This is a genomic window from Pseudomonas sp. YeP6b, assembly GCF_025642995.1.
Lineage (GTDB): Bacteria > Pseudomonadota > Gammaproteobacteria > Pseudomonadales > Pseudomonadaceae > Aquipseudomonas.
Window position 1 is genome coordinate 3,326,224 of sequence record NZ_CP080090.1, and the last position, 13,866, is coordinate 3,340,089.

General features: G+C 61.4%; 11 protein-coding genes and 1 pseudogene. 8 read left to right on the forward strand and 4 right to left on the reverse strand.

Annotation, left to right across the window (positions count from 1 at the left end; genetic code table 11):
* The first annotated feature begins 15 nt into the window (after positions 1-15).
* Positions 16-1,446 carry a lipase gene (locus tag KZH41_RS14770; RefSeq protein ID WP_263275073.1) on the forward strand — a complete coding sequence of 477 codons (1,431 nt, stop codon included), beginning with the start codon at positions 16-18 and terminating at the stop codon, positions 1,444-1,446.
* 56 nt (positions 1,447-1,502) lie between these two features.
* Here the strand turns inward: KZH41_RS14770 and KZH41_RS14775 are convergent, their stop codons facing one another.
* Positions 1,503-1,727, reverse strand: a complete 225-nt coding sequence (locus tag KZH41_RS14775; protein WP_094950574.1) for a YgdI/YgdR family lipoprotein — start codon at positions 1,725-1,727, stop codon at positions 1,503-1,505.
* Between the two features lie 203 nt (positions 1,728-1,930).
* Here KZH41_RS14775 and KZH41_RS14780 point away from each other — a divergent pair, with 203 nt between their 5' ends.
* Complete coding sequence (locus KZH41_RS14780; protein WP_263275074.1) at positions 1,931-3,577, forward strand: VRR-NUC domain-containing protein; 1,647 nt, start codon at positions 1,931-1,933, stop codon at positions 3,575-3,577.
* Complete coding sequence (locus KZH41_RS14785) at positions 3,574-5,838, forward strand: ATP-dependent DNA helicase (protein ID WP_094950572.1); 2,265 nt, start codon at positions 3,574-3,576, stop codon at positions 5,836-5,838. The genes KZH41_RS14780 and KZH41_RS14785 overlap by 4 nt, the downstream gene beginning before the upstream one ends.
* Here the strand turns inward: KZH41_RS14785 and KZH41_RS14790 are convergent.
* Positions 5,825-6,013 carry a hypothetical protein gene (locus KZH41_RS14790; protein WP_263275075.1) on the reverse strand — a complete coding sequence of 63 codons (189 nt, stop codon included), beginning with the start codon at positions 6,011-6,013 and terminating at the stop codon, positions 5,825-5,827. The genes KZH41_RS14785 and KZH41_RS14790 overlap by 14 nt on opposite strands.
* A gap of 308 nt (positions 6,014-6,321) precedes the next feature.
* Between KZH41_RS14790 and KZH41_RS14795 the strand changes: the two are divergent.
* Positions 6,322-7,316: pseudogene (locus tag KZH41_RS14795) on the forward strand (cupin domain-containing protein).
* Entirely contained in the window at positions 7,273-8,214 is a 942-nt protein-coding gene (locus KZH41_RS14800) for an alpha/beta fold hydrolase (RefSeq protein ID WP_094950569.1), read from the forward strand. The pseudogene KZH41_RS14795 and the gene KZH41_RS14800 overlap by 44 nt, the downstream one beginning before the upstream one ends.
* On the opposite strand, the gene KZH41_RS14805 is transcribed toward KZH41_RS14800, so the two are convergent.
* Positions 8,177-9,643 (reverse strand): sensor histidine kinase, encoded by a 1,467-nt coding sequence (locus KZH41_RS14805; protein WP_094950568.1) that lies wholly within the window; start codon positions 9,641-9,643, stop codon positions 8,177-8,179. The genes KZH41_RS14800 and KZH41_RS14805 overlap by 38 nt on opposite strands.
* Positions 9,640-10,350 carry a response regulator transcription factor gene (locus KZH41_RS14810; protein WP_263272700.1) on the reverse strand — a complete coding sequence of 237 codons (711 nt, stop codon included), beginning with the start codon at positions 10,348-10,350 and terminating at the stop codon, positions 9,640-9,642. Before KZH41_RS14810 ends, KZH41_RS14805 begins: the two co-directional genes overlap by 4 nt.
* A gap of 376 nt (positions 10,351-10,726) precedes the next feature.
* On the opposite strand from KZH41_RS14810, the gene msrB reads away from it, so the two are divergent.
* The 3 genes from msrB (at position 10,727) to msrA (ending at position 13,865) form a co-directional block, all read left to right on the forward strand.
* Positions 10,727-11,227 carry a peptide-methionine (R)-S-oxide reductase MsrB gene (msrB, locus tag KZH41_RS14815; RefSeq protein ID WP_263272701.1) on the forward strand — a complete coding sequence of 167 codons (501 nt, stop codon included), beginning with the start codon at positions 10,727-10,729 and terminating at the stop codon, positions 11,225-11,227.
* 35 nt (positions 11,228-11,262) lie between these two features.
* A complete protein-coding gene (locus tag KZH41_RS14820; protein WP_242149285.1) occupies positions 11,263-13,023 on the forward strand; it encodes a cytochrome c biogenesis protein DipZ in 1,761 nt (586 codons plus the stop codon).
* Between the two features lie 146 nt (positions 13,024-13,169).
* Positions 13,170-13,865: a peptide-methionine (S)-S-oxide reductase MsrA gene (gene msrA, locus KZH41_RS14825; RefSeq protein ID WP_263272702.1), complete on the forward strand. Its 696-nt coding sequence runs from the start codon at positions 13,170-13,172 to the stop codon at positions 13,863-13,865.
* Position 13,866: the final 1 nt, after the last annotated feature.

Genomic DNA, 13,866 nt, shown 5'->3' on the forward strand with positions numbered 1-13,866 from the left:
CAGAGAGGCAGTACCATGGGAATTTTTGACTATAAAAACCTCGGAACCGAGGGCTCCAAAGCGTTGTTCGCCGATGCCATGGCGATCACGTTGTATGCCTATCACAACCTCGATAACGGCTTTGCCGTGGGTTATCAGCACTACGGCCTGGGGCTCGGGCTGCCGGCCACGTTGGTCGGTGCGTTGCTCGGCAGCACGGACTCACAAGGTTTGATTCCGGGCATTGCGTGGAACCCCGACTCGGAAAAAGCTGCGCTTGGGGCCGTGCAGAAAGCCGGGTGGACGCCGATCAGCGCCAGCGCCCTCGGGTACGGTGGCAAGGTTGATGCGCGGGGCACGTTCTTTGGCGAAAAGGCCGGCTACACCAGCGCGCAGGTCGAAGTGCTCGGCAAGTACGATGACGCCGGCAAATTGTTGGAAATCGGTATCGGTTTTCGTGGCACTTCGGGGCCGCGGGAAACCTTGATCAGCGACTCCATCGGCGACTTGATCAGCGACCTGCTTGCAGCGCTGGGCCCCAAGGATTACGCGAAAAACTACGCCGGTGAAGCCTTTAGTGGTTTGCTCAAGAACGTCGCCGACTTTGCCGGCGCCCATGGCTTGACCGGCAAGGACGTGGTGGTCAGCGGCCACAGCCTGGGCGGCCTGGCGGTCAACAGCATGGCGGATTTGAGCAGCAATAAATGGTCGGGGTTCTACAAGGACTCCAACTACGTGGCCTACGCCTCGCCAACCCAGAGCGCCAGCGACAAGGTGCTTAATATCGGCTATGAAAACGACCCGGTGTTCCGCGCGTTGAACGGCTCGTCGTTCAACCTGTCGTCCCTGGGCGTGCACGACAAACCCCACGAGTCGACGACCGACAACATCGTCAACTTCAACGACCACTACGCCTCGACCTTGTGGAATGTGCTGCCGTTTTCCATCGTCAACCTGCCGACCTGGGTCTCGCACTTACCCACGGCGTACGGCGACGGCATGACCCGCATCCTCGAGTCCGGCTTTTACGACCAGATGACCCGCGACTCCACGGTGATCGTCGCCAACCTGTCCGACCCGGCGCGGGCCAACACCTGGGTGCAGGACCTGAACCGCAATGCCGAACCACACAAGGGCAATACGTTCATCATCGGCAGTAACGGCAACGACCTGATCCAGGGCGGCAAGGGCGCCGATTTTATCGAGGGCGGTAAAGGCAATGACACGATCCGCGACAGCAGTGGGCATAACACCTTTCTGTTCAGTGGCCACTTTGGCAACGACCGCGTGATTGGCTACCAGCCCACCGACAAGCTGGTGTTCAAGGACGTGGAAGGGAGCACCGACCTGCGCGACCACGCCAAGGTGGTCGGCGCGGACACGGTGCTCACGTTTGGCGCCGACTCGGTGACATTGGTCGGCGTCGGGCATGGCGGCCTGTGGACGGATGGCGTAGTGATCGGCTGATCAACCGTTACTGAAGCCTGCAACAAAAAGCCCCGCATTTGCGGGGCTGTTTGTTATCACTTTCCGTTGCGTACCGTCGCCACGTCATCGGCCTTGACGCGCACGTGCTTGCCGGCGATATCGGTGAATTCGTAGAAGCCATCGGCTGTTTTGGTGTTTGGGGTGTCCTTGGTCAAATACTGCGTACCATTTTGCAATGTCACCACGGTTTGCGTTGAGCAACCGGTCAATAGCAGAAAAGTGAGTGCAACCAGTGGCAGACCCAAATTCTTCATGTTCATAACCCTTACCTTTAACCTTGGAAAGCTTTTACTCTAGAAAGTCCCGCTGCGTATGGGGCGGGCCGCAAATGTTACGCCATCAACAGAGCTATCTGATCACTTTTATAAGAAAAGTTGCGTGCGCCATTTATCTATTACCGATTGCAACAAGTGGTTTACGACGGCAATCTGTATGCATAACCAGTATTTGAACGGCGCGCGACATGGCCAACCCCCTCGACGACCCCTTGTATTACCTGCATAACTTCCGCCAAGTGCTGCACTGGCTGGGGCAGCGCTATGCCGATTTGCTCGACGCGGACGAAGCGCATTTCATTCAGCAATTTGACAGGTTGCCGCAAGCGTCCCAGGCGTTATTGGTGCGCATGGTGATGCGCAAGGGCGTGCATTTTCGTGCGAGCAAACTCAATTACCTCGAGATCGGCTGCACCCGCGCCGCCGTGTTGGCGCTGGTGGAGCAGGGTTGGGTCAGTGACCAGGGCACGCTGTGCTTTGAGGCGCTGTTTGCGCTGCTGCAAAAAGGCGAAGTCCTCGCGGCCTTCAAGCCATGGATTGACCAGCCCAAGGCCAAGAAGGCCGACTGGCTGGAGCCGCTGGCTGCGCAGTTCCCGCAGCAACGCAGCTTTGCCCAGTGGTGCCCGGACCTCGGCGATGCGCTCTATAGCCTCACCGTGATGGACCTGTGCGACCGCCTGCGCCTGATGTTCTTCGGCAACCTGCATCAGGACTGGTCGGAATTCGTGCTGGCGGACCTGGGCATCTACACCTATGAAAAAGTCGAGTTTTGCGCCGAGTCCCGTGGCCTGCGCACGCGTGACGACGTTGTGGGTTTTCTGTTTCTGCATCAATGCCAGCAGGCGTTTGAAACCGGTGAGGCGCTGGACGCTGTGCTGGCGCAAATCGCCACGCTGTCTACCGACAACCCGTGGCTGGAAAAACGCCGCGCCAAGTTGTTGTTTCAAATCGGCCAGTATTGCGAGCGCAGCGCCGAACTGGACATGGCGCAGCAGATCTACCGCCATTGCGCTTATCCCGGCGCGCGCTCGCGTCTGATTCGTGTGCTCGAGCGCCAGGAGGATTACGCCCAGGCCATGGCCCTGGCGTGCGCCGCGCAACAGGCGCCGGAAAGCGCCGCCGAGCAGCAACATCTGTTGCGAGTGCTGCCACGCCTGCGCCGTAAACTGGGGGCGCCGGCACTGCCCAAGGTCAAGCCGCGCGCCGTCACGCGCCTGGATTTGGCACTGCAAATTCCGCAGCCGCTGATGTCGGTGGAGTACTGCGTGCAGGCGCATCTGAGCGAGCCCGATGCACCGGTACATTACGTCGAGAATGGGCTGATTAACTCGCTGTTCGGGTTGTTGTGCTGGGAGGCGATATTTGCGCCATTGCCAGGCTCGTTTTTTCACCCGTTCCAGCGTGGGCCGGTGGACCTGCACAGCGAGGACTTTCATCAGCGCCGCGCTGTGTTGTTCGCCGCCTGCTTCGAGCAGTTGGGGGACGAGCGCTACAAGACCACCATCCGCCAGCGCTACGTGGACAAATGGGGCATTCAGTCGCCCTTCGTATTCTGGAACCTGCTCAGTGAAGAACTGTTGGAACAGGCCTTGGACTGCTTGCCCGCCGAACACCTGCGCTACTGGTTTGAGCGGCTGCTATTGGACATTCGCGCCAACCGTGCCGGCATGCCCGACCTGATCCAGTTCTGGCCCGCGCAAAAGACCTACCGCATGATCGAGGTCAAAGGCCCCGGCGATCGCCTGCAAGACAACCAACTGCGCTGGCTGGAGTTCTGTGGCGAATACCAGATGCCGGTCACTGTCTGTTATGTACGCTGGGCGCAGCCCGCTTGAGCTACAGCGTTGCGGTGCGAGCGCTGTGTGAGTTCACCGCCAAGGTCGGCGACCTCGACCTGCGCTTCACGCCGTCGCCCAGCGCCCAGGAAGGCATTGTCGGCCACCGCACCGTGGCCTCGCGGCGCAGCGCGCACTATCAGAACGAAGTGGCCCTGGAGGGTGAATACCAGCAGCTCAAGGTGCGGGGCAGGGCGGACGGCTACGACCCCGACAGCAATCGCCTGGAAGAGGTAAAAACCTATCGCGGCGACCTCGACGCCCAGCCGGCCAACCATCGGCAACTGCATTGGGCCCAAGTCAAGGTGTACGGCTGGCTGATGTGCCAAAAGCTCGGCCTTAGCGAAATCGACCTGGCGCTGGTGTACTTCGACATCGTCGGCGAAGGCGAAACCCTGCTCAACCAGCACTTTCAGGCGGCCGACCTCGAACGGTTTTTCAACCAGCAATGCGCGCTGTTCCTGGGGTGGGCGCACCAGGAAATGCAGCACCGCGACGCACGCAACAGCGCCGCGCAAACCCTGGCGTTTCCCCATGCCGACTTTCGCCCGGGCCAGCGCGCGCTGGCCGAGTCGGTTTACAAGGCTGTCAGCACCGGCCGCTGCCTGATGGCCCAGGCGCCCACTGGCATCGGCAAGACCGTGGGCACGATCTTCCCGCTGCTCAAGGCCCTGGCGCCGCAGCAACTGGACAAAGTGTTGTTCCTCACCGCCAAGACCCCGGGGCGCAAGTTGGCACTGGATGCCGCCCAAGTGCTGTACGACAGCAGCCCCGACTTGCCGCTGCGCGTGCTCGAATTGGTGGCGCGGGACAAAGCCTGTGAACACCTGGACAAAGCCTGCCACGGCGACTCCTGCCCGTTGGCCAAGGGCTTTTACGATCGCCTGCCGGCCGCGCGCACGGCGGCTTCCCAGGTGCGCCTGCTCGACCAGCGCAATCTGCGCGAGGTGGCCCTGGCCCATGACGTTTGCCCGTATTACCTGAGCCAGGAAATGGCGCGCTGGGTCGACCTGGTGGTCGCTGACTACAACTACTATTTCGACTTTGGTGCCATGCTGTTCGGCTTGGCCCAGCTGAACCAATGGCGCGCCGCCGTGCTGGTGGACGAAGCCCACAACCTGGTGGAGCGTGCGCGTTCGATGTACAGCGCCAGCCTCGACCAATACAGCCTCAAGACCCTGCGCGATATCGCACCTGAACCATTGAAGAAACCCTTGCAACGCCTCAACCGCGAATGGAACGCCCTGCACAAGGACCAGCTCGCGCCGTACCAGGCTTATGCCAACAAGCCCGACAAACTCCTCCAGGCCCTGAGCCTGTGTGCCAGCGCCATGGGCGACTACTTCAACGACCACCCCGAAGCCCTCAGTGGCGACCTGCAAGCGTTCTATTTCGAGGCGCTGCAATTTGCCAAGGTCGCCGAGCTGTTCAACGAACACTTCATCTTTGATATCAGCAAGCGCCAGTTCAGTGGCAAGCGCAGTGCTTCGACCCTGTGTCTGCGCAACGTAGTGCCCGCCGAATTTATCCGCCCCAGGCTGACCGCCGCGCGCAGCAGCGTGCTGTTCTCCGCGACCTTGAGCCCTCGGCACTATTACGCCGACTTGCTCGGCCTGCCGGCGGACACCGCGTGGGTCGATGTGGAATCGCCGTTCAAGGCCGAGCAATTGCAGGTGCGCATCATCGATGCGATTTCGACGCGGTTTGTGCATCGCCAAGCCTCGCTGGCGCCAATCGTCGAACTGATCGCCGCGCAATTCGCGCAACGGCCCGGCAATTACCTGGCGTTTTTTTCAAGTTTCGATTACCTGCAACAAGTGGCGCAGTTGATGGCCGAGCGACACCCGCACATTGCACTGTGGTTGCAGTCACGCGGGATGGCCGAGGCCGAACGGCAAGCATTCCTGGATCAGTTCACCCAGCACAGTCAGGGCATCGGCTTTGCCGTACTGGGCGGCGCGTTCGGCGAAGGCATTGATCTGCCGGGCGCGCGCTTGATCGGGGCGTTTATCGCCACACTCGGGTTGCCGCAACTGAACCCGATCAACGAACAGATGAAAGCGCGCATGGCCTCGATCTTCGGCTCCGGTTACGACTACACCTACCTGTACCCCGGCATTCAGAAAGTGGTGCAGGCGGCGGGTAGGGTGATTCGTAGCCAGCAGGACGAGGGTGTGGTGATGTTGATTGATGACCGCTTTGGCGAGGCGCGGGTGCGGCAGTTGTTGCCGCGCTGGTGGGCGCCCGTCACTCAAGCGTGACGCCGCTCAGTTGTTCGCTCAGCGCCCAGAGCTGTTCGGCTTGCTCCGGGTCGATGGCCCAGGCGTGAATGCCGCTGCGCTGGGTGTGATCTTCAGTAGGCGCGGCAACCTCACAATCCTCGCAATACAGGCCACCCATGCCCTCAAGTTGCGGGCTGACGCCACACCACACCATCGTCGCTGCGCCTTTTGCGCGTCACGCGCAGGAACGATCACCTGCGTTCCGGCACTTGCAAGTACACGAGTGGCTTCCAGGCCAATTCCGGAGTAACCGCTGGTGACGATGGTTGTCATACCGCGCAAGTCTTTAGCGGCCAACGCTTGCAGCGCGGTGGTGCTGGCACTGAAACCACTGTTGATGGGGGCTTGTTTACGCGTCATAACGCTTCTCCGTTTGGGGGAGGGTTACGTTCTTCTTTGGAGGCCGGACGCGGAATGCCCTAAAGTCTGTGTTTCTATCGCGATCGTCCGGAGGTTTTTATTGTGGATACCCTGTCCGAAGTGTTGGCCCTCTTGAAAAGCCACCGCACGTTATTTGCGGGCTTGAAGGCTGGCGGCACGTGGGCGGTGAATTTCCCGGCGCCGGAGGGCATCAAGTTCAATGCGGTGGTGGAAGGCAAGTGTTGGCTGGAAGTGGAGGGCGAGCCGGTGCCAATTGCCTTGAGTGAGGGCGATTGTTTTTTACTGACACACACAATCGCCCGTGGAGATTGTCGAGCAACCTTGCACGGCAGGGCATTGACGCGCGCGACGTATACAGAGAGGCGGTGGGCGGCATCGCCAGCTTGGGCGACACCGTGGATTTGTTTCTGATTGGCGGGCTGTTCACCTACGGTGATGACGCGCGTTTGTTGCTCGATGGGTTGCCGCCGGTGGTGCGTATCAGCGCCAGGTCCGAACAGGCCGGCGTATTGCGCTGGTGCCTGGAGCGGCTTGCCCTGGAATATGCCAGCCCAAGACTCGGCGCGGCATTGATGACCGAGCATTTGGCGCAAATGATGCTGGTGCAAATCCTGCGGCTCTATCAATCTTCCTTGGGTGCCAGCACTCAAGGCTGGTTGGCGGCGTTGACCGACCCACGGCTGGCACCGGTACTTGCGCAAGTGCACGCCGAACCGGCGCGGCGTTGGACGTTGAGCGAAATGGCCAGTATCGCCAATCAGTCCCGTTCGACGTTTGCCTTGCACTTCAAGCAGCACGTCGGGATGCCGCCTCAGGAGTACCTGACCCACTGGCGCATGCACTTGGCGATAAAGGCTTTGAACACCTCGAGCAGCAGTGTGTCCAGTATCGGCCAGGCGTTGGGGTATCAGTCGGACAGCGCTTTCAGCAGCGCATTTAAGCGCCAGATGAATTGCTCGCCACGTGAATACCGTGAGCGCGCCCTACATAACACCCACAACACCCACAGCATCAGTCACAAGGAAGCCAGTGATGAGCGATATCCAGCACGAGAGGATCCAGGTCAACGGTATTGAGTTAAGCGTTCACATCGCCGGCCCCGAGCATGGCCAGCCTATCTGGCTGCTGCACGGGTTTCCTGAGTGTTGGCATTCCTGGCGCGAGCAGATTCCCGCGCTGGTCGCTGCCGGGTATCGGGTGTTCGTGCCTGAAATGCGTGGCTACGGCGAATCGAGTGCGCCTGCCGGGATCGCCGATTACGACTTACTGACGCTGTGCGCCGATATTCAACAGGCCATGAACCATTTCGGCCATCAACCGGTGGTGATGGTCGGCCATGACTGGGGCGCCGTGGTGGCGTGGCACCTCGCATTGCTCGAACCCGCGCGGGTCAGCCGCTTGATTACGATGTCGGTGCCGTTTGCCGGACGTGCCCGGCGCCCGGTAATCGAAATCATGCGTGAGCTGTATGCCGACCGCTTCAACTACATCCTGTATTTCCAGGAACCGGGCGTAGCCGAGCGGGAACTGGATGCCGACATCGAACGCACGCTGCGGCTGTTCATGCAGGATCAGGATGTGTTCCTGCAGAAGAAGCCAGCTAACGCCACCTTGCTCGAAGGCGTCTCGGCCCCCGGCACACTGCCGCCGTGGTGTGCTCAAGCGGACTTGGACGTTTACGTGCAAACCTTCAGCAAGCACGGTTTTCGCGGCGCGCTGAACTGGTATCGCAACTTCGAGCGCAACTGGCAGCGCACCGAGTGCCTGGCGGGCCAGCAAGTGCTGCAACCCACGTTGTTCCTGATTGGCGACCGCGACCCGGTCGGTGTGTTCGAAGCCCACACCCTCAAGCGCATGCCCGACGCAGTGCCCAACCTGCAACAGCAGGTGTTGGCCAACTGCGGTCACTGGGTCCAGAACGAGCAGGCCCAGCGGGTCAACGCGCTGATGCTCGCGTTTCTAGCGAGAACCTGAAGGTCGCGCCATGCCCGGGGCGGTCCACCAGTTGGATGCTGCGCCCGTGTAATTGCAGGATACGGTGCACGATGCGCAGGCCCAGGCCGCCATCGCGGCGCGCACCGCCGATGGTGAACGCGCGCAGGAACAAGCCATCGCGCAGCTCGGCATCAATGCCTGGGCCACTGTCACTGACGGTGACCGCCACACTGTTGGCCTCGGGTGACAGGATCACTTCGACTTCACCGTTTAGCGGTGTGTGACGCAAAGCGTTATCAAGCAGGTTGGTCAGCACGCGTTCGATCAAGCCCAGGTCGGCCAGTACTGTCGGCACCTGGCGCGGCAGGGTGGCGATAAGCTTGATGGACCGGGCTTCGGCGGTGAGTTCGAATTTCTGGAAGATGTCCTGCACCAGGTCCGGCAGTGAAAAGCCTTCGATCACCGGCTGCACGAAACCATGTTCCAGGCGCACCAGCTCCAGCAATGACTGGGCCAGCCCGCCGACCTTACGGCTTTGGTCCAGGGCGATGCCCAGGTAACGCCGGCGCTCTTCGGGGCTGAGGCTGGCGTCCTTGAGGCTCAGGGTTTCCAGGTAACCGTGCAGTGACGCCAGCGGCGTGCGCAGGTCGTGGGAAATATTCGCGACCATTTCCCTGCGTTCCTGATCCTGTTGGGTGATGGCGCGCCATTGCTCGCCCAGGCGGTTTTCCATTTGTACGAAGGCGTGGTCGAGCACAGCGATTTCATCGCCGCTGTCGAGTTTGGGGCGGTTGATTTGCGCGGGTTCGGGCGCGCCGTTGATGTCGAACTGGCCGACCTTGTCGGTCAACTGGCGCAGCGGTCGGGTGATCCAGGCGAAGGCAATCAGGCCGGCCAACAGGCAGAGCAGGGCGACCAGGCCGATGGACCACAGGGCGATTTTCAACGCCATGCCCGTGGCATCTTTGGCGTCATACACGTCGTGGGCTTCGCCCAGCAGCACCACGTACAAGAATCCGGTTTGCTGGCCGTTGGCTTTGAGCGGCGCGGCGCTGAACACCTTGCGCCCATCGACGCTGCGCGGGTCGTCGCCGAGGATCGGCAGCATCGCGCCGCTCAAGAAGCGCCGAATCGGCGCCAGATCGACCTTATCGCGCAGCAAATGCCCTGCGGGTGCGGCATTCCCGACCACGCGCCCGTCGATATCGAGCAAGTACACCTCGACACTGGGGTTGACCAGCATCAACTGGCTGAACAGGTTGCGTACTGCGTCGGGCTTGAGGCCGTCGGCGTCCATCAGTTGCGTGTCGCGGGCGATGTGCGCCGCCAGGTCGCGGGACAGGCCTTGCACCACTTCCAGTTCGTGCATGTGGTTGGAGCGCACCTGCAGCCATGCCGAGGTGCCGCTGCAGATCACCAGCAACACGGCGAACACCACCGACAGGCGCTGGGTCAGGGTCAGTTTCATGGCGAACTCTCGGCAAACTTGTAGCCCCGACCCCACACCGTGAGGATGAGCACCGGGTTGGCCGGGTCGGCCTCGACCTTGGCGCGCAGGCGGTTGATGTGGGTGTTCACGGTGTGTTCATAACCTTCGTGGCTGTAGCCCCACACGGCGTTGAGCAGGTCCATGCGCGAGAAGACTTTGCCCGGCTGGCGCGCGAAGAAATACAGCAGGTCGAATTCCGGTGGCGTGAGGTCCAGGCGCTGGCCTTGCAGGGTGGCGTCGCGGGTCAGCGGGTTGATGAACAGCTGGCCGAGGTCGAGGCTGCCCGCGTCCATCTTCAAGTTGCGCGCCATGGCATCAACCCGGCGCAGCAGCGCCTTGACCCGCGCCACCAGCTCCGGCATCGAAAACGGCTTGGCCAGGTAGTCATCGGCGCCCAGTTCCAGGCCAAGAATGCGGTGCAATTCACTGGAGCGTGCGCTGGTGATGATGATCGGTGTGTAGCGCGTCATGGCGCGGGCACGGCGGCAGATTTCCAGGCCGTCGACGCCGGGCAGCATCAGGTCGAGGATCAGCGCGTCCCAGCCGCCTTGCTCGAGCAGGCGCAGGCCTTCGTTGCCATCGGCGCTGTGCACCACCTCAAACTGCTCGTCGCGCAGGTGCAGGCAGATCAAGTCGGCAATATGGGCATCGTCCTCGACCACGAGGACACGTTTGGGCTGATCCATGCTGAAAACCTTTAAAAACCTTGGCTTGTAGTCCGCGCATTGTGCGGGTTTTGCAACAGTGTAGTTATCACGAATTGTTTAACTCTGCGTGAGGATTTCGCGACCACCCAAGGCCCAGGATGACCCCATTGCAAGAGCGAGCGAGCTTTTGTGGCGAGCGGGCTTGCCCTAATGCCGTTCAGTTAAGCGAACGCAATGCCCAAAGCAGCGAAGATTAAATGTGGGAGCGGCGGTGCGACGATTCGACTTGCCCGCGATAACGTCGGCCCAGCAAACATGGATGTTGACTGACCCACCGCTTTCGCGGGCAAGCCTGCTCTTCAAATGAAGCCCGCTCACCACAGGTTCCGCGCCAGCCATCAATGAGGAAACCCCCATGTACTCACGCCGACAAATACTGCTAGCCACTGGCGGCCTGGGTGTCGCCGTCCTGGCCGGCGGCCTGCTCAAACACCTCAACATGGTCACCGAAGCCGAAGCCGCCGAAACCTTCGAAGTCACCCACACTGAGGCCCAATGGCGCAGCCTGCTAAGCGCCGAGGAATTCGCCGTGCTGCGCGAGGAGGGCACCGAACACCCTTACACCAGCCCACTCAACGATGAACACCGCACCGGCACCTTTGCCTGTGCCGGCTGCGCCTTACCGCTGTTTTCCTCAAGCACCAAGTTCGACAGCCACACCGGCTGGCCAAGCTTCTGGCAGCCGCTGGACAACGCCGTCGCCAGCCACGTCGACACTTCCTACGGCGTGGTGCGCAAGGAAATTCACTGCCGCCGGTGCGGCGGTCACCAAGGGCATGTATTTGACGACGGCCCGGCACCTACCGGCCTACGTTATTGCATGAATGGCGTGGCCATGACGTTCACGGCGGTTTAAGCCGATGTTTTCTTACACCTATAAGGGTCGATCCCATGTGGCTTCTGGTTCTCGCGTATCTGGGCGGCGTGCTGACAATTGTCAGCCCGTGCATCCTGCCTGTTCTGCCTTTTGTCTTCGCTCGCACCGGGCAGCCGTTTATGCGCAGTGGCTTGCCGCTGTTAGCGGGGATGGCGGTGACGTTCGCCCTGGTGGCCTCACTGGCGGCAGTGGGCGGCGGTTGGGTGGTGCAAGTCAATCAATACGGGCGCTGGCTCGCGTTACTGTGCGTTGCCCTGTTCGGGCTCACGCTGCTGCTGCCGCAACTGTCGGAACGCCTGACGCGGCCATTGGTAGCCGCCGGCAGTCGCCTGTCCGAAGCCGCTGGGGCCGATGCCAAACCGCGTCCGGGCGCCTCGTTCCTGATCGGCGTGGCCACCGGTTTGCTCTGGGCACCGTGCGCCGGGCCTATCCTGGGGCTGGTGCTCACCGGCGCGGCGCTACAGGGCGCCAGCATCGGTACGACCTTACTCTTGCTGGCCTACGCCGCCGGAGCTGCCACGTCCCTGGCCTTGGCACTGTTGGTCGGCGGTAAAGTCTTTGGCTTTATGAAGCGCTCCCTCGGTGCCGGTGAATGGCTGCGCCGTGGCCTTGGCGCGCTGATGTTGGCCGGTGTGGCCGCCATCGCCCTGGGCCTGGACACCGGCGTGCTGGCGCGCGTGTCGACGGCCTCCACCGGTGGCCTGGAGCAAAGCCTGGTGGACACACTCAGCGCCAAGCCTGAGCAGAAGGGCGGAGCGATGATGGCCGGCGGCGCAATGATGGCGGCCGCCAACCACAACGACGCGCTGCCGATCGAAGGCACGCTGCCGTCGCTGGATGGCGCTGTGCAATGGCTCAACAGCCCGCCACTGACCGCCCAAGCGCTGAAAGGCAAAGTGGTGCTGGTGGATTTCTGGACCTACTCCTGCATCAACTGCCTGCGAAGCTTGCCCTACGTCAAAGCTTGGGCCGAGAAATACCGCGACCAAGGCTTGGTGGTGATCGGTGTACACGCCCCGGAATTCGCCTTTGAGCGCGACGTGGGCAACGTCACCCAAGCCATGAAGGATTTGGGCATCACCTACCCGGTGGCGATCGACAACAACTACAAAGTCTGGCGCGCGTTCAACAACCAGTACTGGCCGGCGCATTACTTTGCCGATGCCAAGGGCCAGATCCGCTATCACCACTTTGGCGAAGGCGATTACGCCGAGTCGGAGCGGGTTATTCAGCAGCTGCTGCGTGAAGCCGGTGCAACAAACGTTGCCGGCGGCCTGATCGAGGCCGACGCCAAGGGCGTGCAGCAAGCGCCGGACATGAACGAAGTGCAGTCGCCGGAAACCTACCTGGGCTTCCAGCGTGCGGAAAACTTCGTCACCACCGCCACTTTGGGCACCGACAAGGTGGTGGATTACCCGGCCGCCAGCAACCTGGCCCTGAACAACTGGACCCTGCAAGGCCAATGGAACGTCGGCGGCCAACAAGCCGCCCTCGACCAGGCCGGCGGGCGCATCGTCTACCGCTTCCACGCCCGTGACCTGCACCTGGTGCTGGGCCCGGGTGCCGATGGCAAGCCGGTGCGTTTCAACGTGACGATTGACGGCCAGGCCCCAGGCGCCGCACACGGCACCGATGTGGCGCCGGATGGCAGCGGTACGGTGACCGAACAACGCCTGTACCAGCTGGTACGCCAGCCCGCCGGGGTCAAGGACCGCACTTTCAGTATCGAATTTCTCGACCCGCACGTGTCGGCGTATGCCTTCACCTTCGGCTAACCCATCAATCTTGACGTGAAAACCCAATAAATGTGGGCGCTGGCTTGCCTGCGATGGCGGCAAGTCAGCCAACGCATCTGACACAGTTACACCGCTATCGCAGGCAAGCCAGCGCCCACATTCAACCGTGTTCTGGAGTGAGTTTAATGAAACTGCTTAAGTTCTTACCGGCCCTTGCCTTCGCCGCCTTTGTCGGCCAAAGCTCAGCCTTCTCCTTTGGCGCCTCTGACGACGCGGTCATGCTCGCGCCACCGGCCCTGGACGTGCCCGCCAACGCCGGCAACCTGCAAACCGCGGTCTTCGCCGGTGGCTGCTTTTGGGGTGTCCAAGGCGTGTTCCAACACGTGCAAGGCGTGAAAAACGCGGTCTCCGGCTACGACGGCGGCGCAGCTAACACCGCCCAATACGAATCGGTCAGCAACGGCGACACCGGCCACGCTGAGTCGGTCTCGGTGACCTACGACCCGAGCAAAGTCAGCTACGGCAAGTTGCTGCAGATCTACTTTTCAGTGGCCCACAACCCCACCGAACTGAACCGCCAGGGCCCGGACAGCGGCACCCAATACCGTTCGGAAATTTTCGCGCAGAATGCCGAGCAACAAAAAGTCGCCCAGGCCTACATCGCACAGCTGGACGCAGCCAAAGCGTTCGATAAACCCATCGTGACCAAAGTGGAGATGGGCAAGGCGTTTTACCCGGCCGAGTCCTATCACCAGGACTTCCTCACCGAAAACCCGTCGTACCCCTACATCGTGATCAACGACCTGCCAAAAGTGGCGCAACTCAAAAAGCTGTTCCCGGACCAATACCGCGCAGAACCGGTGCTGGTCAAAAACCAATAAC

Coding starts and splice junctions, on each gene's coding strand:
- msrA (WP_263272702.1), top strand. CDS start 13,170: ATGAAACTGCTTAAGTTCTTACCGGCCCTTGCCTTCGCCGCCTTTGTC.
- KZH41_RS14790 (WP_263275075.1), bottom strand. CDS start 6,013: ATGGTGTGGTGTGGCGTCAGCCCGCAACTTGAGGGCATGGGTGGCCTG.
- KZH41_RS14805 (WP_094950568.1), bottom strand. CDS start 9,643: ATGAAACTGACCCTGACCCAGCGCCTGTCGGTGGTGTTCGCCGTGTTG.
- msrB (WP_263272701.1), top strand. CDS start 10,727: ATGTACTCACGCCGACAAATACTGCTAGCCACTGGCGGCCTGGGTGTC.
- KZH41_RS14780 (WP_263275074.1), top strand. CDS start 1,931: ATGGCCAACCCCCTCGACGACCCCTTGTATTACCTGCATAACTTCCGC.
- KZH41_RS14800 (WP_094950569.1), top strand. CDS start 7,273: ATGAGCGATATCCAGCACGAGAGGATCCAGGTCAACGGTATTGAGTTA.
- KZH41_RS14775 (WP_094950574.1), bottom strand. CDS start 1,727: ATGAACATGAAGAATTTGGGTCTGCCACTGGTTGCACTCACTTTTCTG.
- KZH41_RS14770 (WP_263275073.1), top strand. CDS start 16: ATGGGAATTTTTGACTATAAAAACCTCGGAACCGAGGGCTCCAAAGCG.
- KZH41_RS14810 (WP_263272700.1), bottom strand. CDS start 10,350: ATGGATCAGCCCAAACGTGTCCTCGTGGTCGAGGACGATGCCCATATT.
- KZH41_RS14820 (WP_242149285.1), top strand. CDS start 11,263: ATGTGGCTTCTGGTTCTCGCGTATCTGGGCGGCGTGCTGACAATTGTC.